Source organism: Pleomorphovibrio marinus (genome assembly GCF_003347495.1).
GTDB classification, from domain to species: Bacteria; Bacteroidota; Bacteroidia; order Cytophagales; family Cyclobacteriaceae; genus Pleomorphovibrio; species Pleomorphovibrio marinus.
Genome location: NZ_QCXY01000001.1, coordinates 746,369 through 761,836 on the forward strand (window position 1 = coordinate 746,369; position 15,468 = coordinate 761,836).

Consider the following 15,468-nt stretch of genomic DNA (forward strand, 5'->3'; position numbering starts at 1 on the left):
AATAAAGAAAGGTTTAAAATAAAATTTCCGATAAAGAAAAAATTTTAAATTTTTTCAAGCACGTGTTGGATCAATTTGTCCATGGCAAGGTCTGGGTTTTCAGAGAAATTTCCCTTTTTGCGATTGACTACCAACACGTTTAGGCTCAGCACCTCGTGACCCAATAGCTTCCCCAAAGAATAGTAACCTGCAGTTTCCATTTCAAAGTTGGTCATCTTCTTCCCATCAAAACTCATGGAGGACAATTGATCCAACAACAAAGGTAAGCGAGGTTCCAGCCTCACCTGTCGACCCTGTGGAGCGAAAAAACCAGGACAGGTAACAGTAATTCCTGAAAGCAAGGAACTGCCAAGCCTATGTAGAAGTTCAGGAGAGGCATGCGCCAAATAGGGGGTAAAACCCAGTCCTAACTTCTCCATTACCATGGAGGCAAAGGCCTGCTCCCCCGCTAGTTGAGGGAATGAGTAAAAATTCATCAAAGTATCCAGCCCCAATGCAGATGTGGAGGCCAAAAGGCCATCCACAGGAATTTCCTCCTGCAAACTGCCAGAGGTACCAACTCGGACGATTTCTAACTTTAAAAAGCGCTCCTTAGGTTTCCTTGTATTAAAATCCACGTTGAATAGTGCATCCAGTTCGTTCAAAAATATTTCAACGTTGTCGGTGCCCATTCCAGTACTCATCACAGACAACTCCTTCCCTTGGAATATGCCAGTGTGGGTCACATACTCCCGGTGTCTTTGCTTCAGGACAATTCGGTCAAAATGCTTTGAAATCTTTTCTACCCGATCCGGGTCACCAACGGTAATTATTTTATCGGCAACATCTCCCGGCCTAAGGCCCAAGTGGTAAATTCGGCCATCCGTGTTGATGAGTAGTTCCGACTCAGCTATTCGATTTGACATTCAAAGCTGATTTGATCCTGTCCTTATTCGGCTGCTGATAAAACCCTTTGTAGGGATTATAGCCATTGATGTTCTTTTGGTAGTATCCGGTACCGTTATAGGGTCTTTTTTCAGGATCTTCCTTACATTCCACAGAACAAGCTCCCTCATATTCCCATCCACAGGCCTCACAGATTGGCACATGGATGTTACAAGTAGGATTGGCACAATTCACCATCCTATCAGACCTGCTGCCGCAAATATGGCATTCGGAAACCACGGTTGGGTTAACATTATTTACTTCCACTGCCACCCTGTTATCGAAAACATAGCATTTGCCTTCAAAATCTTCTCCACCTGCTTCCATGCCGTACTTGATGATACCTCCATGAAGTTGATAGACATCCTCGAAGCCTTGATCCAGCAAAAAGGCTGAAGCCTTTTCGCATTTAATGCCACCGGTGCAATAGGTAAGCACCTTTTTCCCCTTAAGATGCTCAAGTTCCTTAACTTTCTCAGGGAATTCCCTGAAATTTTCAATATCCAACCTCAAGGCATTCTTAAAATGCCCCAGTTTGTGCTCATAATTAGACCTTACATCCAATATCACCACGTCCTCCCGGTCTTTCATCGCCTTAAACTCCCGGGGCTCCAGGTGTTTGCCAGTCCTTATTTTCGGATCGATATGCCTTAGCCCGGAGTGCACGATTTCCGACTTTGCACGTACATTGATTTTGGAAAAGGCATGAGAGTGATGGGTATCGATCTTAAATTCCGTATCCGCAAATCTAGGGTCACCCTGAACATACTCCATGTATTTTTCACAATCTGCCTTCAACCCAGATACAGTTCCATTTAGGCCCTCACCGGAGATAATGATCCTTCCCCTGATATTGTTTTGAATACAAAACAGATGATGCTCTTCCCGATAGGCCTCAGGATCCTGAATAGGAGCATAACAGTAATAAAGTAAAATGTAATACGCTTCTTTTTCCATAACCTATGTCCTGTTTCATGCAGGATGTTAATCTCTCTTCTTATCTTATGCCTCAATGGCTTTGGCGGGGTTTCCAAAAACGGTTTGGTTTTCCTCCACATCTCCAATCACCATGGATCCTGCACCAATACGGGCATTTTTGCCAATTTTTACCCCGGCTACAATATTGGCACCAGAGCCCACAAAAGCGCCATTCTCGATTACTACCCCTGCATTTATGGTGGCTCCCGCACCAATCTGTACATAGTCCCCAAGTCTGGCCTGATGTTCTACGTTGGCATTGGTATGGAAGATGCAATGGTTTCCCACTACGGCACCCGCTCCTATAGTTACCTTGGCATTAATAAAATTACCATGGCCAATGGCAGCATCCGTGGATATATAGGAAGTCTTGTGCAAGGCATTAACAGGTTGAACCTTTCTCCTTTCATTCAATAGCTTAACGAGGAATTTTCTGTAGGAGGCATCCTCCACGGCTACAAAGGCTTCACATTTCTTCCCAATGAGTTTTAAAAAGCCATCATCTTCAGGGCTGCCTAAGACTCCCACATGGTTAATCTCAGTATGGTGCAAGGCCTCATCCTCATCCAATAGCCCGTATACTACTATTTCGTTGCTGTTGAAGATTTCCAAAGCGGGATGAGCTATTCCTTTGGCCCCCAATATGATTACCGGTTTTTCCATATTTGAATTTTAATCCGCAAAATTACAGTAAAATAGCTTCCCAAACAACGTCAAGCCGTTTGGGGCCTTAGCAGGTTTTGTCCGATTTTACATTCCAGACACCTTTTGCTCTTACAGTAATTGTTGTACAGACCAATCATACCTTGCGTATCAAATGCCTGTTTGGCCTCCCAACCTACCTGCGAAAATTTTCTAATGATGCTGTTTTCTTCAGCCCCAATCTGTTGAAGGAAATCAAAACACTTTTCCTGCCATTCCGGCGCATCAATATATTGCCCATAGGCATACCAAAGGGGAACAGTAAAATTGATCGCTAGGAGGTCCAGGGTTTGGGCACTCAAGGTTCTTTCTGAAGACTTACCGGAAGATTTCCCAAAATGATAATGCTTCTGCCAGTAGGGGCTTACCTCTTGGGCAAACAACTCATGCATGCGGTGTCGGTTTTTCATCTCATACAATACGGTAGACAACAGGTTGGGACACTTATGTAGCAAGGCCGCAAGTTGCGCCAATCGTATGGTTGGGTAATTTCCTGGCCTTACCGCCATAAATTTCCATTCAGATGGGTAAAGACGGTTTTTTATGGAATATTTATTCTCTAAGAAAAGGTATTCGCTGACCAGGGACTGGGGATACTCTTCAAAAAGCTGATAATTCAACAATCCTGACTGCCCGAAAATCAAGGCTTCTTGGCCCAACCTATTGCCACTGTGCTTTTTTAAAAGCAAATAAGGAAGGGTGCGGGCAAGCCTCAACATGGGCTTACCATTAGTTTTGAATCCAAAACAATAAAATAGCCATTGATAGGCGGTTTCCTCCCAATTCCCTCCGTTCTCACGGAGCAAATCCAACACCATCCTACTCTTCTCTGTAAATCGCTCCACCAAAGCCTTCTCAAGGGTAGAGAATTTCAAGATATCCTGGATCTCGGACAGGGCATAGCCACAGATGACCGAAAATCTGGAGCCCAGCAGTCTTTCATAGTTACGCACAACGTCTAAAAACACTTTGCCCTTTAGTGCCAATACCGGCAGATAGGTGCCGTCACTCCTGCAAATTTCGGCATCATGATCCCAAACCACATGCAGAATGACACTATTGTAGGCAGGATCGACCTCGTGGCCGTGGGAATTCCAATCAGAGGACTTTAAATGAACCTCCACATGGCCATGATAATCCATGTTACCGATCCTAATATGGGATTCCTTAAAATCAGGGCCTTCATGAAAATTGTGAAAGCCTATTTTCACGACCTGAATGGGCTCCCCTTCTTCTGTTACCGCCTGTTTTTTGTCAAAATATTGGTACTTCCATACCAGTTGCAGAAAATTCTCTTGAAATTGGGTCATAAAAAGTGGATTTAAAAGTTATCCACTCAAATTACCAAATAATGTGTAAAAACACAACAATTGATTACCCCTTGTAATACCTATCCAAAAGTTGCACCATCTCTTCCTTAACATTTTCAGCCGCCTTTTTTGCTGCACTTGCAAAATCGGAACCGGATGAAGCAAAAATTATTCCTCGTGATGAATTGACCAGTAGCCCAACATCCGGGTTGATCCCGTACCTTACTACCTCTTCCAGATTCCCGCCCTGGGCACCTACACCAGGTACCAAAAAGAAATGATCTGAAGCAATTTTTCTTACCCTAGCAATGTCTTCCCCCCTAGTGGCACCAACTACAAACATCAAATTCTCAGGCGTGCCCCATGCCATACTCTTTTGGACAACCTCTTCATATAAGGGTTTTTGGTTCCCTCCTTGGATCAATTGAAAATCTTTACTCCCATGATTAGAGGTTAAGGCAAGAAGAATTACCCACTTATCCTTAAACTCCAAAAAAGGCGACACACTATCCTCTCCCATGTAAGGTGCCACAGTAACAGCATCCGCATTTAGCCGCTCAAAAAACGCCTTGGCGTATAGGGATGATGTATTACCTATATCCCCACGCTTGGCATCGGCGATAAGGAAGGTTTCTTTGGGCAAGTACTCCATGGTTTTCTGCAAAGAATCCCATCCTTGCCCTCCTAAAGCCTCATAAAAAGCTAAATTGGGCTTATAGGCAACCGCATTGTCTATGGTGGCATCTATTATTGCCTTATTGAAAACAAATAGGGGGTCACTTTCCTTGTGAAGATGTGCTGGTAATTTCTCCATTACTGGATCAAGACCAACACATAAAAAAGATTGCTTGTCCAGGATGTGCTGCTTCAGTTCATTTCTATGCATTTACAAAAATAAAAAATGGCACTTACCTTAGGTCAATGATTTCGATGTTTTTATGCTCGTTGGTGTTGAAAACAAAATAATCGTCCTGAAAACTCTGGTTTTTTTGAACCTCCTTGAATTTATACTGGAATTTACCTCCTGCATCGTCCTGGATTTCCCAGGCCACCAGGTCTTTCGTAGCTTTTTCTACAAATAACCGAATCTCCTTGAATTGGCTTGATTTCCTCTCGGAAGTAAGCAGGATTTCATAGACGGGCTTTCCTTCCATGTTTTCTTCCCCTATAACCTGGCTTTCGTATCCCTTTTTATAGATGTTGTACACATTCGAAGGAGTTAGTTCATCGCTGTTTTCCTCCACACTGTTGATAGTTACTTCCTCGTAACGGGAAGACTTGATATATGTCCAGACCGTGTTGCCATCATTATAAATTTCCTGATCATCCAGCACAAGCCTGTATTTGTCCCCTTTTACGGTCACCTCACCGGTATTGGCCTGAATTACACCATCTGTATCCGTAGAATAGGTGTATTCAAAAGTAGCCTTAAACCCATCCAACTGTTGATACCTTTCACTTACCTCCTCCAATATTTTTTCTGCACTTTGTGCTACTACTTCAATATTGGTCCCCATCATCAGGAGAACACCTGCAACCACTGATTTAAGCATTTTTCTATCCGTATATAATTTTTTAAAGGTTATTCAATAATTGTTCCAAACTTGTTTCGTCTTGAATCAAAACTTCGCGGGCCTTGCTTCCCTCAAATGGCCCCACTATTCCAGCTGCTTCCAGTTGATCCACTATCCTTCCTGCCCTGTTATAACCAAGTTTCAACTTTCTCTGAATGAGAGAGGTACTTCCCTGCTGGTGAATAACGATCAACCTTGCCGCATCATCAAATAAGGGGTCTCTATCGGCTAGGTCTATATCCCCTAATCCACTGTCTCCCTCCTCACCCACAAATTCCGGTAATAGGTAAGCGTCACTGTACCCATTTTGCTCACCTATCCAATCACAAACCGCATCTACTTCGGGAGTATCCAAAAATGCACATTGAAGGCGTATAACATCCGATCCCATAGATAGCAACATGTCCCCCTGACCAATGAGCTGTTCGGCTCCTCCTGCATCCAAAATAGTTCGGCTGTCTATCTTTGAGGTTACCCTGAAGGATAGTCTGGCAGGAAAATTGGCTTTTATGATACCGGTAATTACATTCACCGAGGGCCGCTGCGTAGCTACCACAAGGTGTATCCCTATGGCCCGTGCCAGTTGGGCCAACCTCGCAATAGGTCCTTCTATTTCTTTTCCTGCGGTCATCATCAAGTCCGCCAACTCATCAATGACAAGTACGATATAAGGCATGAAGTGATGCCCATTTTCGGGATTCAACTTTCTAGCCACGAATTTGGCGTTGTATTCTTTTAGGTTTCTGCATCCAGCATCCTTAAGGAGGTCATACCTGTTGTCCATTTCTATACAGAGGGAATTCAGGGTGTAGATAACCTTTTTGGTGTCCGTGATGATGGCTTCTTCTGCATTAGGAAGTTTAGCCAGAAAGTGTCTTTCAATTTTGTTAAAAAGGGTGAGCTCCACCTTTTTGGGATCCACCAGCACCAACTTAAGTTGGGAAGGGTGCTTTTTGTATATCAGGGAAGCCAGGATCATGTTCAATCCCACGGATTTCCCCTGACCCGTTGCACCTGCCATAAGCAGGTGAGGCATTTTGGCTAGGTCCATCACAAATACCTCGTTGGAAATCGTTTTTCCCAAGGCCACTGGCAGGTCCTTGTCGCTTCTCATAAATTTCTCCGTTCCCAAAACGGACCTGGCAGCCACTAGCTCCCGGTTTTTGTTGGGCACCTCAATCCCTATGGTGCCCTTTCCTGGAATTGGCGCAATAATCCTTATCCCCAAAGCAGCTAGACTGAGGGCAATATCGTCCTCCAGATTTTTGATTTTGCTTATTTTCACCCCAGGGTCGGGTATAATTTCGTACAAAGTGACTGTCGGGCCTATCGTGGCCTTGATTTCCTGAATGCCAATTTTAAAATTGACAAGTGTCTCAACAATCTTATTTTTGTTCTCTTCGAGCTCCTGCCTGGTCACAGTAACTTTCTGATTGTCATACTCATTCAGCAAGTCCAAGGTGGGGAACTGGTACCTGGGCAAGTCAAGAGTAGGATCGTAGGGGTCAAGGTTTTCGACCTGGTCGGCCTTCTTTTCTTCGATGGGAGATGTCTCTATGGAAAAGTTTTCCCTGCTGGAAGGTATTTCCTCTTCTTCCACCTGAGTTTTATCCTCGATATTGAAAGCGGGTTCATCCCCTGTTTTCTTTTTAGAAGCCGCTGGCTGGTGAATTTGCCATGTGCTTTCATCCTCCACTTCCTCTTCAGGGATTTGCTCTTCTTTCTCATGAGAATTGTACTCCTCTTCCCCACTATCCTCATACCCTTCCAAGATACCAGAATCAGATTCCGAGGATGAGTCTTCATATTTCCCCTCCTCAGCAGTTGACCAATTAAGGTTGTCCACATTAAAAAAGAAAACCACGAAAACCAAAAGACTGGCAAAAATCACGATTAGGGTGCCCCATCCTAGAAAATCATTAGACAAAAGCGCCAGTTCATACCCAAAGCCTCCACTGAGGAACCCTAAAAAGGAAAAATCATCCAGCATATGTACAAAATATCCCATCAATAAACCCAGCCAAACGATAAAGAAAGTGGCGAAACCTGTATACCTGGTAATGGAAACCAGGGACTTCTTAAAAGCCAGCCTAAAACCGATGAAAAACAAAAGAGGGGGAATAAGCAAAGCTCCTACACCAAACCAACGAAAAATAAAATAATGGGAAAGCATGGCACCTGTATATCCCAACCAATTTTCAACCTGCCCGGCCTTGGTATGTATAGTAACTTCGCCGGAATCAACCACCAGACTTTGGTCAGCCTGCCCCGAAAACAAATAACTTAAAAAGGCCAACAAAAAGAACACTCCGGTCATCATAAACAAAATGCCAAAAGAAATCCCCCAGCGCTTATCCTTAAAAATCGCGAAGGAAATTTTACGCCGCGGAGCTTTTGCCTTTGCAACCGCTTTTTCTTTTTTCTTAAAAGTATTTTTTTTAAACGTGTTTGCAGCCATGATGCTGTAATTCATTAATGATCAACCTATAAGTTAATGCGACAGATACCAACTTTCCAACCCTTAGGCCCGATAATAACGAACTAACCCCTTTTTAATTCTTTGAACCATGCCTGGACCTTCATAGATCATGCCAGTGTACACCTGCACCAAACTTGCTCCAGCATCCAGTTTTTCTATAGCGTCCTGTTCTGTAAATATCCCCCCCACGCCAATAATCGGAAAGCTTTTCTTTGACTTCTTGGCTAGGTACCGAATCACCTCTGTGCTTCTTTCCCTTACCTTAGCACCACTCAATCCTCCCGCCCCCACTTCATCCAGATAGGTGGTGGAGGTTTCCAGCCCTTCCCGTGAAATCGTAGTATTGGTCGCTATTACACCGGCTATTCCAGTTTCGTCCACTATTTCAACTATGTCATCTAACTGGCCTTCGCTGAGATCAGGAGCAATTTTCAATAAAACAGGTTTGGGTTTACTTTTGGCATTGTTAGCTTGATTTACAGTAGCCAACAAAGCCTTAAGTGGTTCTTTTTCCTGTAGGTCTCTGAGGTTTGGAGTATTCGGGGAGCTTACATTTACCACAAAATAATCCACATAAGGATGGAGAAGATCCAAACAGTACAAGTAGTCCTCTGCCGCCTTTTCATTCGGGGTGGATTTGTTTTTACCTATATTTCCCCCGATGATAATTTTGCTTTTCCTGTTTTTTAACCGCTCTACTGCTTCCTTTACTCCGCCGTTGTTAAACCCCATCCTATTGATTAAAGACTCGTCTTCTGGCAACCTAAAAAGCCGGGGCTTTGGGTTACCTTCCTGGGGTTTTGGGGTGAGAGTCCCAATTTCAATAAAACCAAAACCCAACTTTTCCATTTCATCCATCAATAGGGCATCCTTGTCAAATCCCGCGGCCAAACCCACCGGATTCTTGAAGCTAAGCCCAAATACCTGCTGCTGCAAGCTTTCATCCTCATAGGAAAACACCCTCTCAATCATTCTACCCACCAATGGCAGATTAAAAGCGCGTTTAATAAGGCGAACTGTGGCGTGGTGAGCCTCCTCCGGGTCCTTATTAAACAAAATTGATCTGAAAATATGTTTGTACACGGCTACTGTGATTTAAGCGAACGCTAAATTAGGGGATATTCCCGAAAAAGGAGGAGACATTCCTCACAAAACTTATGGCAGCAAATCGGCAAAAATGGTAAAGCAATTTTATTTTCGGTCCTATTTTCTAGGGTGAAATTCATTGATTACCTGCCGTAAGTAGTCCCTATCCAAATGGGTATAAATCTCTGTGGTGGTAATACTTTCATGTCCCAACATTTCCTGCACCGCCCTCAGGTCTGCCCCTCCTTCTATTAAATGGGTGGCAAAACTGTGCCGAAAAGTGTGTGGGCTCACCCTTTTATCTATTCCTGCAAGAAGTGCCTGCTTTTTAATTATCAAAAATACCATGACCCTAGTGAGTTGCTTTCCAGTTTTGTTTAAAAAAACGATGTCCTCATAGCCCTTTTGGATCCTCTGGAACTTCCTGATATCTTCCATATAAAGCTTCAGATACTTTAACGCATCAGACCCCATAGGAATCAGTCGCTCCTTATTTCCTTTTCCCAACACTCGGATAAAGCCAATATCCTTATAAATATGACTTATTCTCAAACCGACCAACTCGGAAACCCTCAAGCCGGACCCATATAGCATTTCCAGCATAGCCCGGTTTCTGTGACCCTCCGGGGCACCGAGGGGTATGGATTCCAGAATTTTTTCGATTTCCGGATAGCTCAAAGTTTCGGGTAGCTTTCTTCTTAGTTTAGGGGCCTCTAATAGGGACGATGGGTCATCGGTGATTTTGTCTTCGTACATAAAATACCGATAAAATGCTTTTATACCTGAGATAATCCTTGCTTGTGTAAAGGAAGAAATCTCGAGGCTGGCCAAGTCAGTGATGAAACTCCGCAAATGCTCCAACTTCACCTCTGAAGGTGATAAGGAGGGATATGCTTTATCAAAATAGTTGGAAAGCTTTTGAACATCCTGCTGATAAGCCAAAATAGAATTCTCGCTTAGACCTCGCTCAATTTTTAAATAATAAGTGAATGCTTTTATTTCTTTCTCCCACATCTTCTATTCCTTTCTCCACGTCTGAAATTTACTTTTTTTAATTTGAAATGCTGAGCTTTTTTTAGTTTGCAGAAATATAATCAAATTTTGCCTTCAATTATTCTTTTCCTTTTTAAAAATATTTGATCTAAGCCCTGACTTAGTAATCCTTTGCTTAAATTTGGCGGCGAATTAAAAAAACCTAAATTCTTTGCCATTGAAAGTTATCATTATTAACGGACCCAACCTTAACCTCCTAGGAAAAAGAGAGCCTGAAATCTACGGAAGCCAGAGCTTTGAGGATTATTTTCAAGATCTAAAAAACAAATTCCCCCAATTAACGCTTGACTATTACCAAAGCAATGTGGAAGGGGAACTCGTCAACAAATTACACGAAGTAGGTTTTAGTCATGACGGCATCTTACTCAATGCAGGTGCCTATACCCATACCTCGGTGGCACTGTCTGATGCCATCGCTGGAATTCAGACTCCCGTGATTGAAGTTCATATCAGTAATATTTATAAGCGGGAAGAATTCCGGCACAAAAGCATCATCTCCAAAGAATGCATTGGGATGATTGCTGGTTTGGGACTCCCGGGGTATGAACTCGGCTTACTTTATTTTCACCAACACCTTGATAACACTAAAAAATAACGTATGATTACTTTCGCACCCGGGCCATCAAAGGTTTACGAACGTGTTCCCACCTATTTCCACGATGCCTATGCTCAGGGAATCTTGTCTGCCAATCACCGCAGCGAAGTCTTCATGAACCTGTATAAAGACACAGAAGAGGTCCTCAAAGGAAAACTCAAGGTGCCGGCAGATTACAAATTGCTGTTTACTTCCTCGGCTACGGAAAACTGGGAGATCATTACCCAATCTTTGGTATCCCATTCTTCTTTTCATATTTATTCCGGTTCCTTTGGCAAAAAATGGTTTGGATTCGCCAAGCATATTTTGGAAACTTCTGAAGGACTAGTCTTAAAGCCGAATGAGGAAATCAATGTGCAGGAACTCGAAATGGGTGAATCGCACGATGTGGTCGCCATCACGCAAAACGAAACCTCCAACGCTACGCAGGTATCCATGGAGACGATAAAGGCTATAGGTAAGAAATTTCCGGATCACATGTTGGCCATTGACACCACGAGTTCTATGGCGGGCATATTCTTGGATTTTTCCCTTGCGGATATCTGGTATGCATCTGTTCAAAAGTGTTTTGGCCTGCCGGCTGGCTTGGGGGTACTGATACTTTCCCCCAAGGCCGTGGAAAAGGCACAGGCCCTAGGGGAAAATGGCAGGTATAACAGCCTAAATTTCATGCTCGAAAATGCAGCCAATTATCAAACCCACTACACCCCCAATGTGCTAGGTATCTATTTTTTAAACAGGGTATTGCACGATATTCAACCCATTGAGAAAATTCATGAAGAAACCGAAAGCCGAATGAAGGCTATGGAAAAGATCATAGCTCAATCCTCTTCCCTGGATTTTCTGGTGAAAAACGAACGTACCAGAAGCAGGACGGTGTTGGGAGTTTCTGGAGAGGAGAAATTTATCCAACAGGTCAAAAAAGAAGCATTGGGTCAGGGGATGCAGCTTGGTAGTGGTTATGGCTCATTGAAACCCACCAGTTTCAGGATCGCCAATTTTCCGGCCCTTACCAATGAAGATATTACCCGTCTATCCCAATTCCTTAAAAACTATTAATACCCCAAAAAAGATGTTTTACAAAGTGACTGTCAGTATTTGAATTCTGGCGGTCACTCTCTTTGAGCCGACCAAAGCACCGCTTTATCCGTAGTCCGGCCATAGTCGTCGTGAGGGCCATGAAAGTAGCCACTGCCTCCGTTATACCTTGGAACCTTATCAGCTTCTCCCCTCAACATAGCCTCCAAACTAACCAATGCCAAGGGTTCTACGGCACTTAGACTGGCATAAAGGTGATCTTCACTAGGAACAAATAAATTGTTTACATATCTGTGCTCCAATATGTTGTCCCCTATACTTTCGGCCAGCTCCTTGTAGGCCTTGGAGGGGTTCGATTGGATAATCTCCATAAGTGCGAAAATGGCCAAAGGATCAGATTGTGCTGTCCCGAATTCGATTTGCAGCAGCTTTCCAGGTACTTCCCCCAAATCCCCAAGACCGTGGCCCTTGCCCATAGCCCGCATGGTTTGCCAAAGACGTTCATCTCCACTCAATCGATAAGCCAGCGCAAAGGACCAAAATAAAATCATAGGTGATTCATCTGCTTGAAAACGTTGTCCTCTTTTTCCAAAATAGCCATCCCGTTTAATGGTGTAACCGGTAAGATCAGTACCATCTGCCAAAATAGGCTTGGCAAGGTTTTTTTCGGCGTCATAGCCGTACTTAGCCCAAGCCAACAGCCCCTCAATGGTCCACTCCAATAGCTCTTTGCCCTCCTTTCCCAACTGCTCCGCCATTTGCAATTGAACGATGGCGTTATTACCGTAAATTGAGGCAGGATTCCTTAATATATACCCTTCCTTGGCCACCTCACCAAAGTCTGCGGAAAATTGGTTTTCAGCACGATCTCCGTAGTTGGAGGTGGTGGGTAATGGCCCCTCATTGGGAGGGGTGTCCCTTCTTACAGGCTTACTGTATTGATACACCCCCAGCTTCGTTTCGGGATGCCGGGCATTCACATATTGTTTCGCCAATTTAAGGCTCCAATCCAAAGCGCCTTTTTCTCCGGTAAAGTGATAGAGCATCAAGCCAGCGTAAATCAAATCCGTGCCTGCATTAATAAAGGTAAGGCCATCTCCCTCAAAAAAGGGGTCAGCCCCTTCAAATTGGTGGTTCCACAATTCACCCAGCTCGTCCTCATAGTGACCGTGCCGGTTCATATCCAGTTTTCCCCAATCCAGTATATGGGCATTCCAAAAGGCCCTGATAAAAGTTAGTGTGGAGGAGCTATCCACTTCATACATCCATTCGTAAAAGGGGAGGGTGAACTTAAATTCGTGCCTGTACCCTTCTCCTACAGCTTTTCCGGTGGAAAGATCCAAAAAACGGTGTCCACCCCAATAGATCAATCCATTTTCGTGTTGCAAATTTTTGAAACCATACTCCATGGCTGATTGGGCTGCGGAAGAATAGGAATCATCCCCTGTAAGTTCACTGAGCCCTACAAGGGTACGAAAAAAGTTCTGTTGATTTGCCAGATTGCTGGGAATCCATTTTTCCCCCTCATGGACCCAAGTCACAGGTTTGTAATCCTCTACACTTAATCCATCTACAAACAAAGGAGTTGGGGAATCCCTGAAATTATCTTGGGCATAGTTTAGTGCCACCTTGGCAAAAGCTTTTACCGCAGCTATCCGATCAGAATCCCCAGAATAAATGGTATCTTCTGCCAGGGAATGGTTGTTTTGCCTTAAGGCAAATAAGCTCCCAAAGAGAAAAATTAAAGAAATGATGAGCCCTTGGGTGATCTGGGTTTTCATGGCTACTGGTGGTTTTGGGGTAATAAGATACCTAAATAAAAAATATAACCAATAGCTCACAGCGAAAATTTACCTTTCAAGGGCAATATTTTGATGTTTGGATAACTTTTTTTGCCTATTCCCCTATCAAATGCTTGTCATAGCCCATATCAATAAGAGCCAAATAAGCTTCCCAAACCTCACCCGGAATTTCCTGATAAGTCTGAAAACCCTTTTCCGGGTACAACTTTATGCGTTGGAGATCTCCCACCATGGCATTCACCAGTAATTTAAAACTGATTTCCTCATTTGGGTAATCTTGGAGTGAAAGTAAAGGACTGGTCACACGCACTTCCTTGTCGGGCCATTCTTTCTCAAATGTGGCGAGGCTGCGCCGCTCCATAAAAGGTTTCTGTACCAGGATAAAGCGCTGTGGGTCTATGCCCTCGGCGTCAAAAAGCTTCTTGGTCAATCTAAGGTTTTCTCCCGTATTTGTGGAGCGGTTTTCTATTAAAATTTTGGAGGAAGGTACACCCATTGAAATGGCTATTTTTGTAAATTTATCCGCCTCTGGCTCCTCCCAATTGCCCTTTGTAAAGTTACCTAAGCCTCCAGAATAAACCAGCAAGGGTGCATAACCCTCCAGGTACAATTCGGCCCCTCTTTCCGCCACCCTGGTATCGTTGCTTCCCAATACCAATATGCAATCCATAGGGCAAATGCTGTGGTTGACGTGATGGTAATCCCAAAGGATTTGCGCGAAGGTTGAAACCGATTTTGAAGCCTTTGATCTATATTTTTCTCTCATTTTACGATTCTTTCATTCAGGTACTCTGAAAATAATTCATTTTTACCCTCTCTTTGACGCACATAATAGTGGTTTTTCTTCTCTAACTCGGTGTTCCATTTGCTTCCTTTTTCTACGTCAAACTCCAGATGGCCCGCTGGTGCAAACTCCAAAAAGGATCCAAGACCTTCCACTGCAAAAAATACAGTGGCCAAATCCCAGCTAGGCCTCTGGTCCTCCAATGTCTTTTCTTCCACATTCCAAAGCCAGTCCCGATAAGCGGTTCGTACAATATTTCCTGGAGGAGTAGGAATTAATGATTTTCCGGTCATCACTTTAGATCCAGCATCCACAAAATAGGCAGCGGCAGGAAAGTGCTCCACAAGATATGCGGTGTAGGTACTAGTATTGTTAAAATAGAAATTCCAATCTCTGACAAAATGGCCTTTTTCATTATAAGCACCTAAAGCCCCCAGTGCCACCCAGGCCTTTAATTTCTGTTGAATCAATGCTTTTCCATCTAAGGGGGAAAATTCATCGGGTTGGGAAACCAGAAGATCGTAAAGTCCCTTGGTATGGCCCACTGTGATATACAGAACCGAGGAGTCGGCTGCTTGAGCAATTAATTTTCTATTCAGGCTGGTTTGATCTTCCGCATCCTTATTGTGGACGATCCTGTGCCCAAAGGCAGCCCGGTCCTTAGCCAGCTTCTCTGCATGCATTTTGTCCACCGGATCCCCTACCTCCGGGTCTTGGTTGGCACCAACGGGGATGTCACCACGATCATAATACTCGTTTATCGCTTGCACTACTGCAGCACCATAAGGAATCCTTCCTGAACTATATACACAACCTAAGATCTCCACCTTATCCTGATCTGCATAGTGGTGCAAAAGGGCAAGTGCACCCACATCGTCACAATCGGAACCCATGTCCGTATCAAAAATCACCTGAAGCCTGGGGGGCGATAAAAGACTATCCTTTAATGGAAAAAAAGCAGCGATGGTGAAAAGGTAAAGGTGTAAAATCATATCTAAGTAAAATTAATTTTAGGTATTTAAATTGGGAAATTGTCATAAAACGAAAATTTCGATTGAATAGAAGTGTAAAATTAATAACATATATTCTTCCAATACTTGTATCAAAAATTTTTATTCATGATATATTGAAATTATTTATATT

At 43.5% G+C, this 15,468-nt stretch carries 15 protein-coding genes; 3 read left to right on the top strand and 12 right to left on the bottom strand.

The window, feature by feature from the left end:
- Positions 1-44: 44 nt before the first annotated feature.
- The 7 genes from DB520_RS03145 to DB520_RS03175 form a co-directional block, all read right to left on the bottom strand.
- The gene (locus DB520_RS03145) at positions 45-905 is read right to left on the bottom strand and encodes a nucleoside phosphorylase (protein WP_114748173.1); all 861 of its coding nucleotides are present in this window, start codon (positions 903-905) and stop codon (positions 45-47) included.
- Positions 886-1,881, bottom strand: a complete 996-nt coding sequence (gene trhO / locus DB520_RS03150; RefSeq protein ID WP_114748174.1) for an oxygen-dependent tRNA uridine(34) hydroxylase TrhO — start codon at positions 1,879-1,881, stop codon at positions 886-888. Before trhO ends, DB520_RS03145 begins: the two co-directional genes overlap by 20 nt.
- Before the next feature lie 45 nt (positions 1,882-1,926).
- Complete coding sequence (locus DB520_RS03155) at positions 1,927-2,565, bottom strand: NeuD/PglB/VioB family sugar acetyltransferase (protein WP_114748175.1); 639 nt, start codon at positions 2,563-2,565, stop codon at positions 1,927-1,929.
- 50 nt (positions 2,566-2,615) lie between these two features.
- Positions 2,616-3,914 carry a DUF2851 family protein gene (locus DB520_RS03160; protein WP_114748176.1) on the bottom strand — a complete coding sequence of 433 codons (1,299 nt, stop codon included), beginning with the start codon at positions 3,912-3,914 and terminating at the stop codon, positions 2,616-2,618.
- Between the two features lie 64 nt (positions 3,915-3,978).
- Positions 3,979-4,800 carry an orotidine-5'-phosphate decarboxylase gene (gene pyrF, locus DB520_RS03165; RefSeq protein WP_114748177.1) on the bottom strand — a complete coding sequence of 274 codons (822 nt, stop codon included), beginning with the start codon at positions 4,798-4,800 and terminating at the stop codon, positions 3,979-3,981.
- A 22-nt stretch (positions 4,801-4,822) separates the two neighbouring features.
- On the bottom strand, positions 4,823-5,467 hold the full coding sequence (locus tag DB520_RS03170; protein ID WP_114748178.1) for a LolA family protein: 645 nt from the start codon (positions 5,465-5,467) through the stop codon (positions 4,823-4,825).
- 22 nt (positions 5,468-5,489) lie between these two features.
- Positions 5,490-7,808, bottom strand: a complete 2,319-nt coding sequence (locus DB520_RS03175) for an FtsK/SpoIIIE family DNA translocase (protein WP_232834815.1) — start codon at positions 7,806-7,808, stop codon at positions 5,490-5,492.
- A gap of 7 nt (positions 7,809-7,815) precedes the next feature.
- Between DB520_RS03175 and DB520_RS27170 the strand changes: the two genes are divergently transcribed.
- Positions 7,816-7,956 (top strand): hypothetical protein, encoded by a 141-nt coding sequence (locus DB520_RS27170; protein ID WP_232834816.1) that lies wholly within the window; start codon positions 7,816-7,818, stop codon positions 7,954-7,956.
- A 53-nt stretch (positions 7,957-8,009) separates the two neighbouring features.
- Here DB520_RS27170 and DB520_RS03180 read toward each other — a convergent pair whose 3' ends face one another.
- Both DB520_RS03180 and xerD read right to left on the bottom strand, forming a co-directional pair.
- Entirely contained in the window at positions 8,010-9,050 is a 1,041-nt protein-coding gene (locus DB520_RS03180; RefSeq protein ID WP_114748179.1) for a quinone-dependent dihydroorotate dehydrogenase, read from the bottom strand.
- A 120-nt stretch (positions 9,051-9,170) separates the two neighbouring features.
- Complete coding sequence (gene xerD / locus DB520_RS03185; protein WP_114748180.1) at positions 9,171-10,067, bottom strand: site-specific tyrosine recombinase XerD; 897 nt, start codon at positions 10,065-10,067, stop codon at positions 9,171-9,173.
- Between the two features lie 196 nt (positions 10,068-10,263).
- Between xerD and aroQ the strand changes: the two genes are divergently transcribed.
- Together aroQ and DB520_RS03195 are read left to right on the top strand one after the other, a co-directional pair.
- Positions 10,264-10,701, top strand: coding sequence for a type II 3-dehydroquinate dehydratase (gene aroQ / locus DB520_RS03190; RefSeq protein WP_114748768.1), 438 nt, complete (start codon positions 10,264-10,266; stop codon positions 10,699-10,701).
- A gap of 3 nt (positions 10,702-10,704) precedes the next feature.
- Positions 10,705-11,760, top strand: a complete 1,056-nt coding sequence (locus DB520_RS03195) for an aminotransferase class V-fold PLP-dependent enzyme (protein ID WP_114748181.1) — start codon at positions 10,705-10,707, stop codon at positions 11,758-11,760.
- Between the two features lie 53 nt (positions 11,761-11,813).
- Here the strand turns inward: DB520_RS03195 and DB520_RS03200 are convergent, their stop codons facing one another.
- From DB520_RS03200 to DB520_RS03210, 3 genes are all read right to left on the bottom strand, one after another.
- Entirely contained in the window at positions 11,814-13,520 is a 1,707-nt protein-coding gene (locus DB520_RS03200; RefSeq protein ID WP_114748182.1) for a pectate lyase, read from the bottom strand.
- Between the two features lie 115 nt (positions 13,521-13,635).
- A complete protein-coding gene (locus tag DB520_RS03205; protein ID WP_114748183.1) occupies positions 13,636-14,307 on the bottom strand; it encodes a YdcF family protein in 672 nt (223 codons plus the stop codon).
- Entirely contained in the window at positions 14,304-15,317 is a 1,014-nt protein-coding gene (locus DB520_RS03210; RefSeq protein ID WP_114748184.1) for a nucleoside hydrolase, read from the bottom strand. Before DB520_RS03210 ends, DB520_RS03205 begins: the two co-directional genes overlap by 4 nt.
- Positions 15,318-15,468: the final 151 nt, after the last annotated feature.

Excerpts from the sequence above, each read along its gene's own strand:
- DB520_RS03205 (WP_114748183.1), bottom strand. The coding sequence starts at position 14,307 with ATGAGAGAAAAATATAGATCAAAGGCTTCAAAATCGGTTTCAACCTTC.
- DB520_RS03195 (WP_114748181.1), top strand. The coding sequence starts at position 10,705 with ATGATTACTTTCGCACCCGGGCCATCAAAGGTTTACGAACGTGTTCCC.
- DB520_RS03210 (WP_114748184.1), bottom strand. The coding sequence starts at position 15,317 with ATGATTTTACACCTTTACCTTTTCACCATCGCTGCTTTTTTTCCATTA.
- DB520_RS03160 (WP_114748176.1), bottom strand. The coding sequence starts at position 3,914 with ATGACCCAATTTCAAGAGAATTTTCTGCAACTGGTATGGAAGTACCAA.
- trhO (WP_114748174.1), bottom strand. The coding sequence starts at position 1,881 with ATGGAAAAAGAAGCGTATTACATTTTACTTTATTACTGTTATGCTCCT.
- DB520_RS03155 (WP_114748175.1), bottom strand. The coding sequence starts at position 2,565 with ATGGAAAAACCGGTAATCATATTGGGGGCCAAAGGAATAGCTCATCCC.
- DB520_RS03175 (WP_232834815.1), bottom strand. The coding sequence starts at position 7,808 with ATGATGACCGGAGTGTTCTTTTTGTTGGCCTTTTTAAGTTATTTGTTT.
- DB520_RS03170 (WP_114748178.1), bottom strand. The coding sequence starts at position 5,467 with ATGCTTAAATCAGTGGTTGCAGGTGTTCTCCTGATGATGGGGACCAAT.
- xerD (WP_114748180.1), bottom strand. The coding sequence starts at position 10,067 with ATGTGGGAGAAAGAAATAAAAGCATTCACTTATTATTTAAAAATTGAG.
- DB520_RS27170 (WP_232834816.1), top strand. The coding sequence starts at position 7,816 with ATGCCAAAAGAAATCCCCCAGCGCTTATCCTTAAAAATCGCGAAGGAA.
- pyrF (WP_114748177.1), bottom strand. The coding sequence starts at position 4,800 with ATGCATAGAAATGAACTGAAGCAGCACATCCTGGACAAGCAATCTTTT.
- DB520_RS03145 (WP_114748173.1), bottom strand. The coding sequence starts at position 905 with ATGTCAAATCGAATAGCTGAGTCGGAACTACTCATCAACACGGATGGC.
- DB520_RS03200 (WP_114748182.1), bottom strand. The coding sequence starts at position 13,520 with ATGAAAACCCAGATCACCCAAGGGCTCATCATTTCTTTAATTTTTCTC.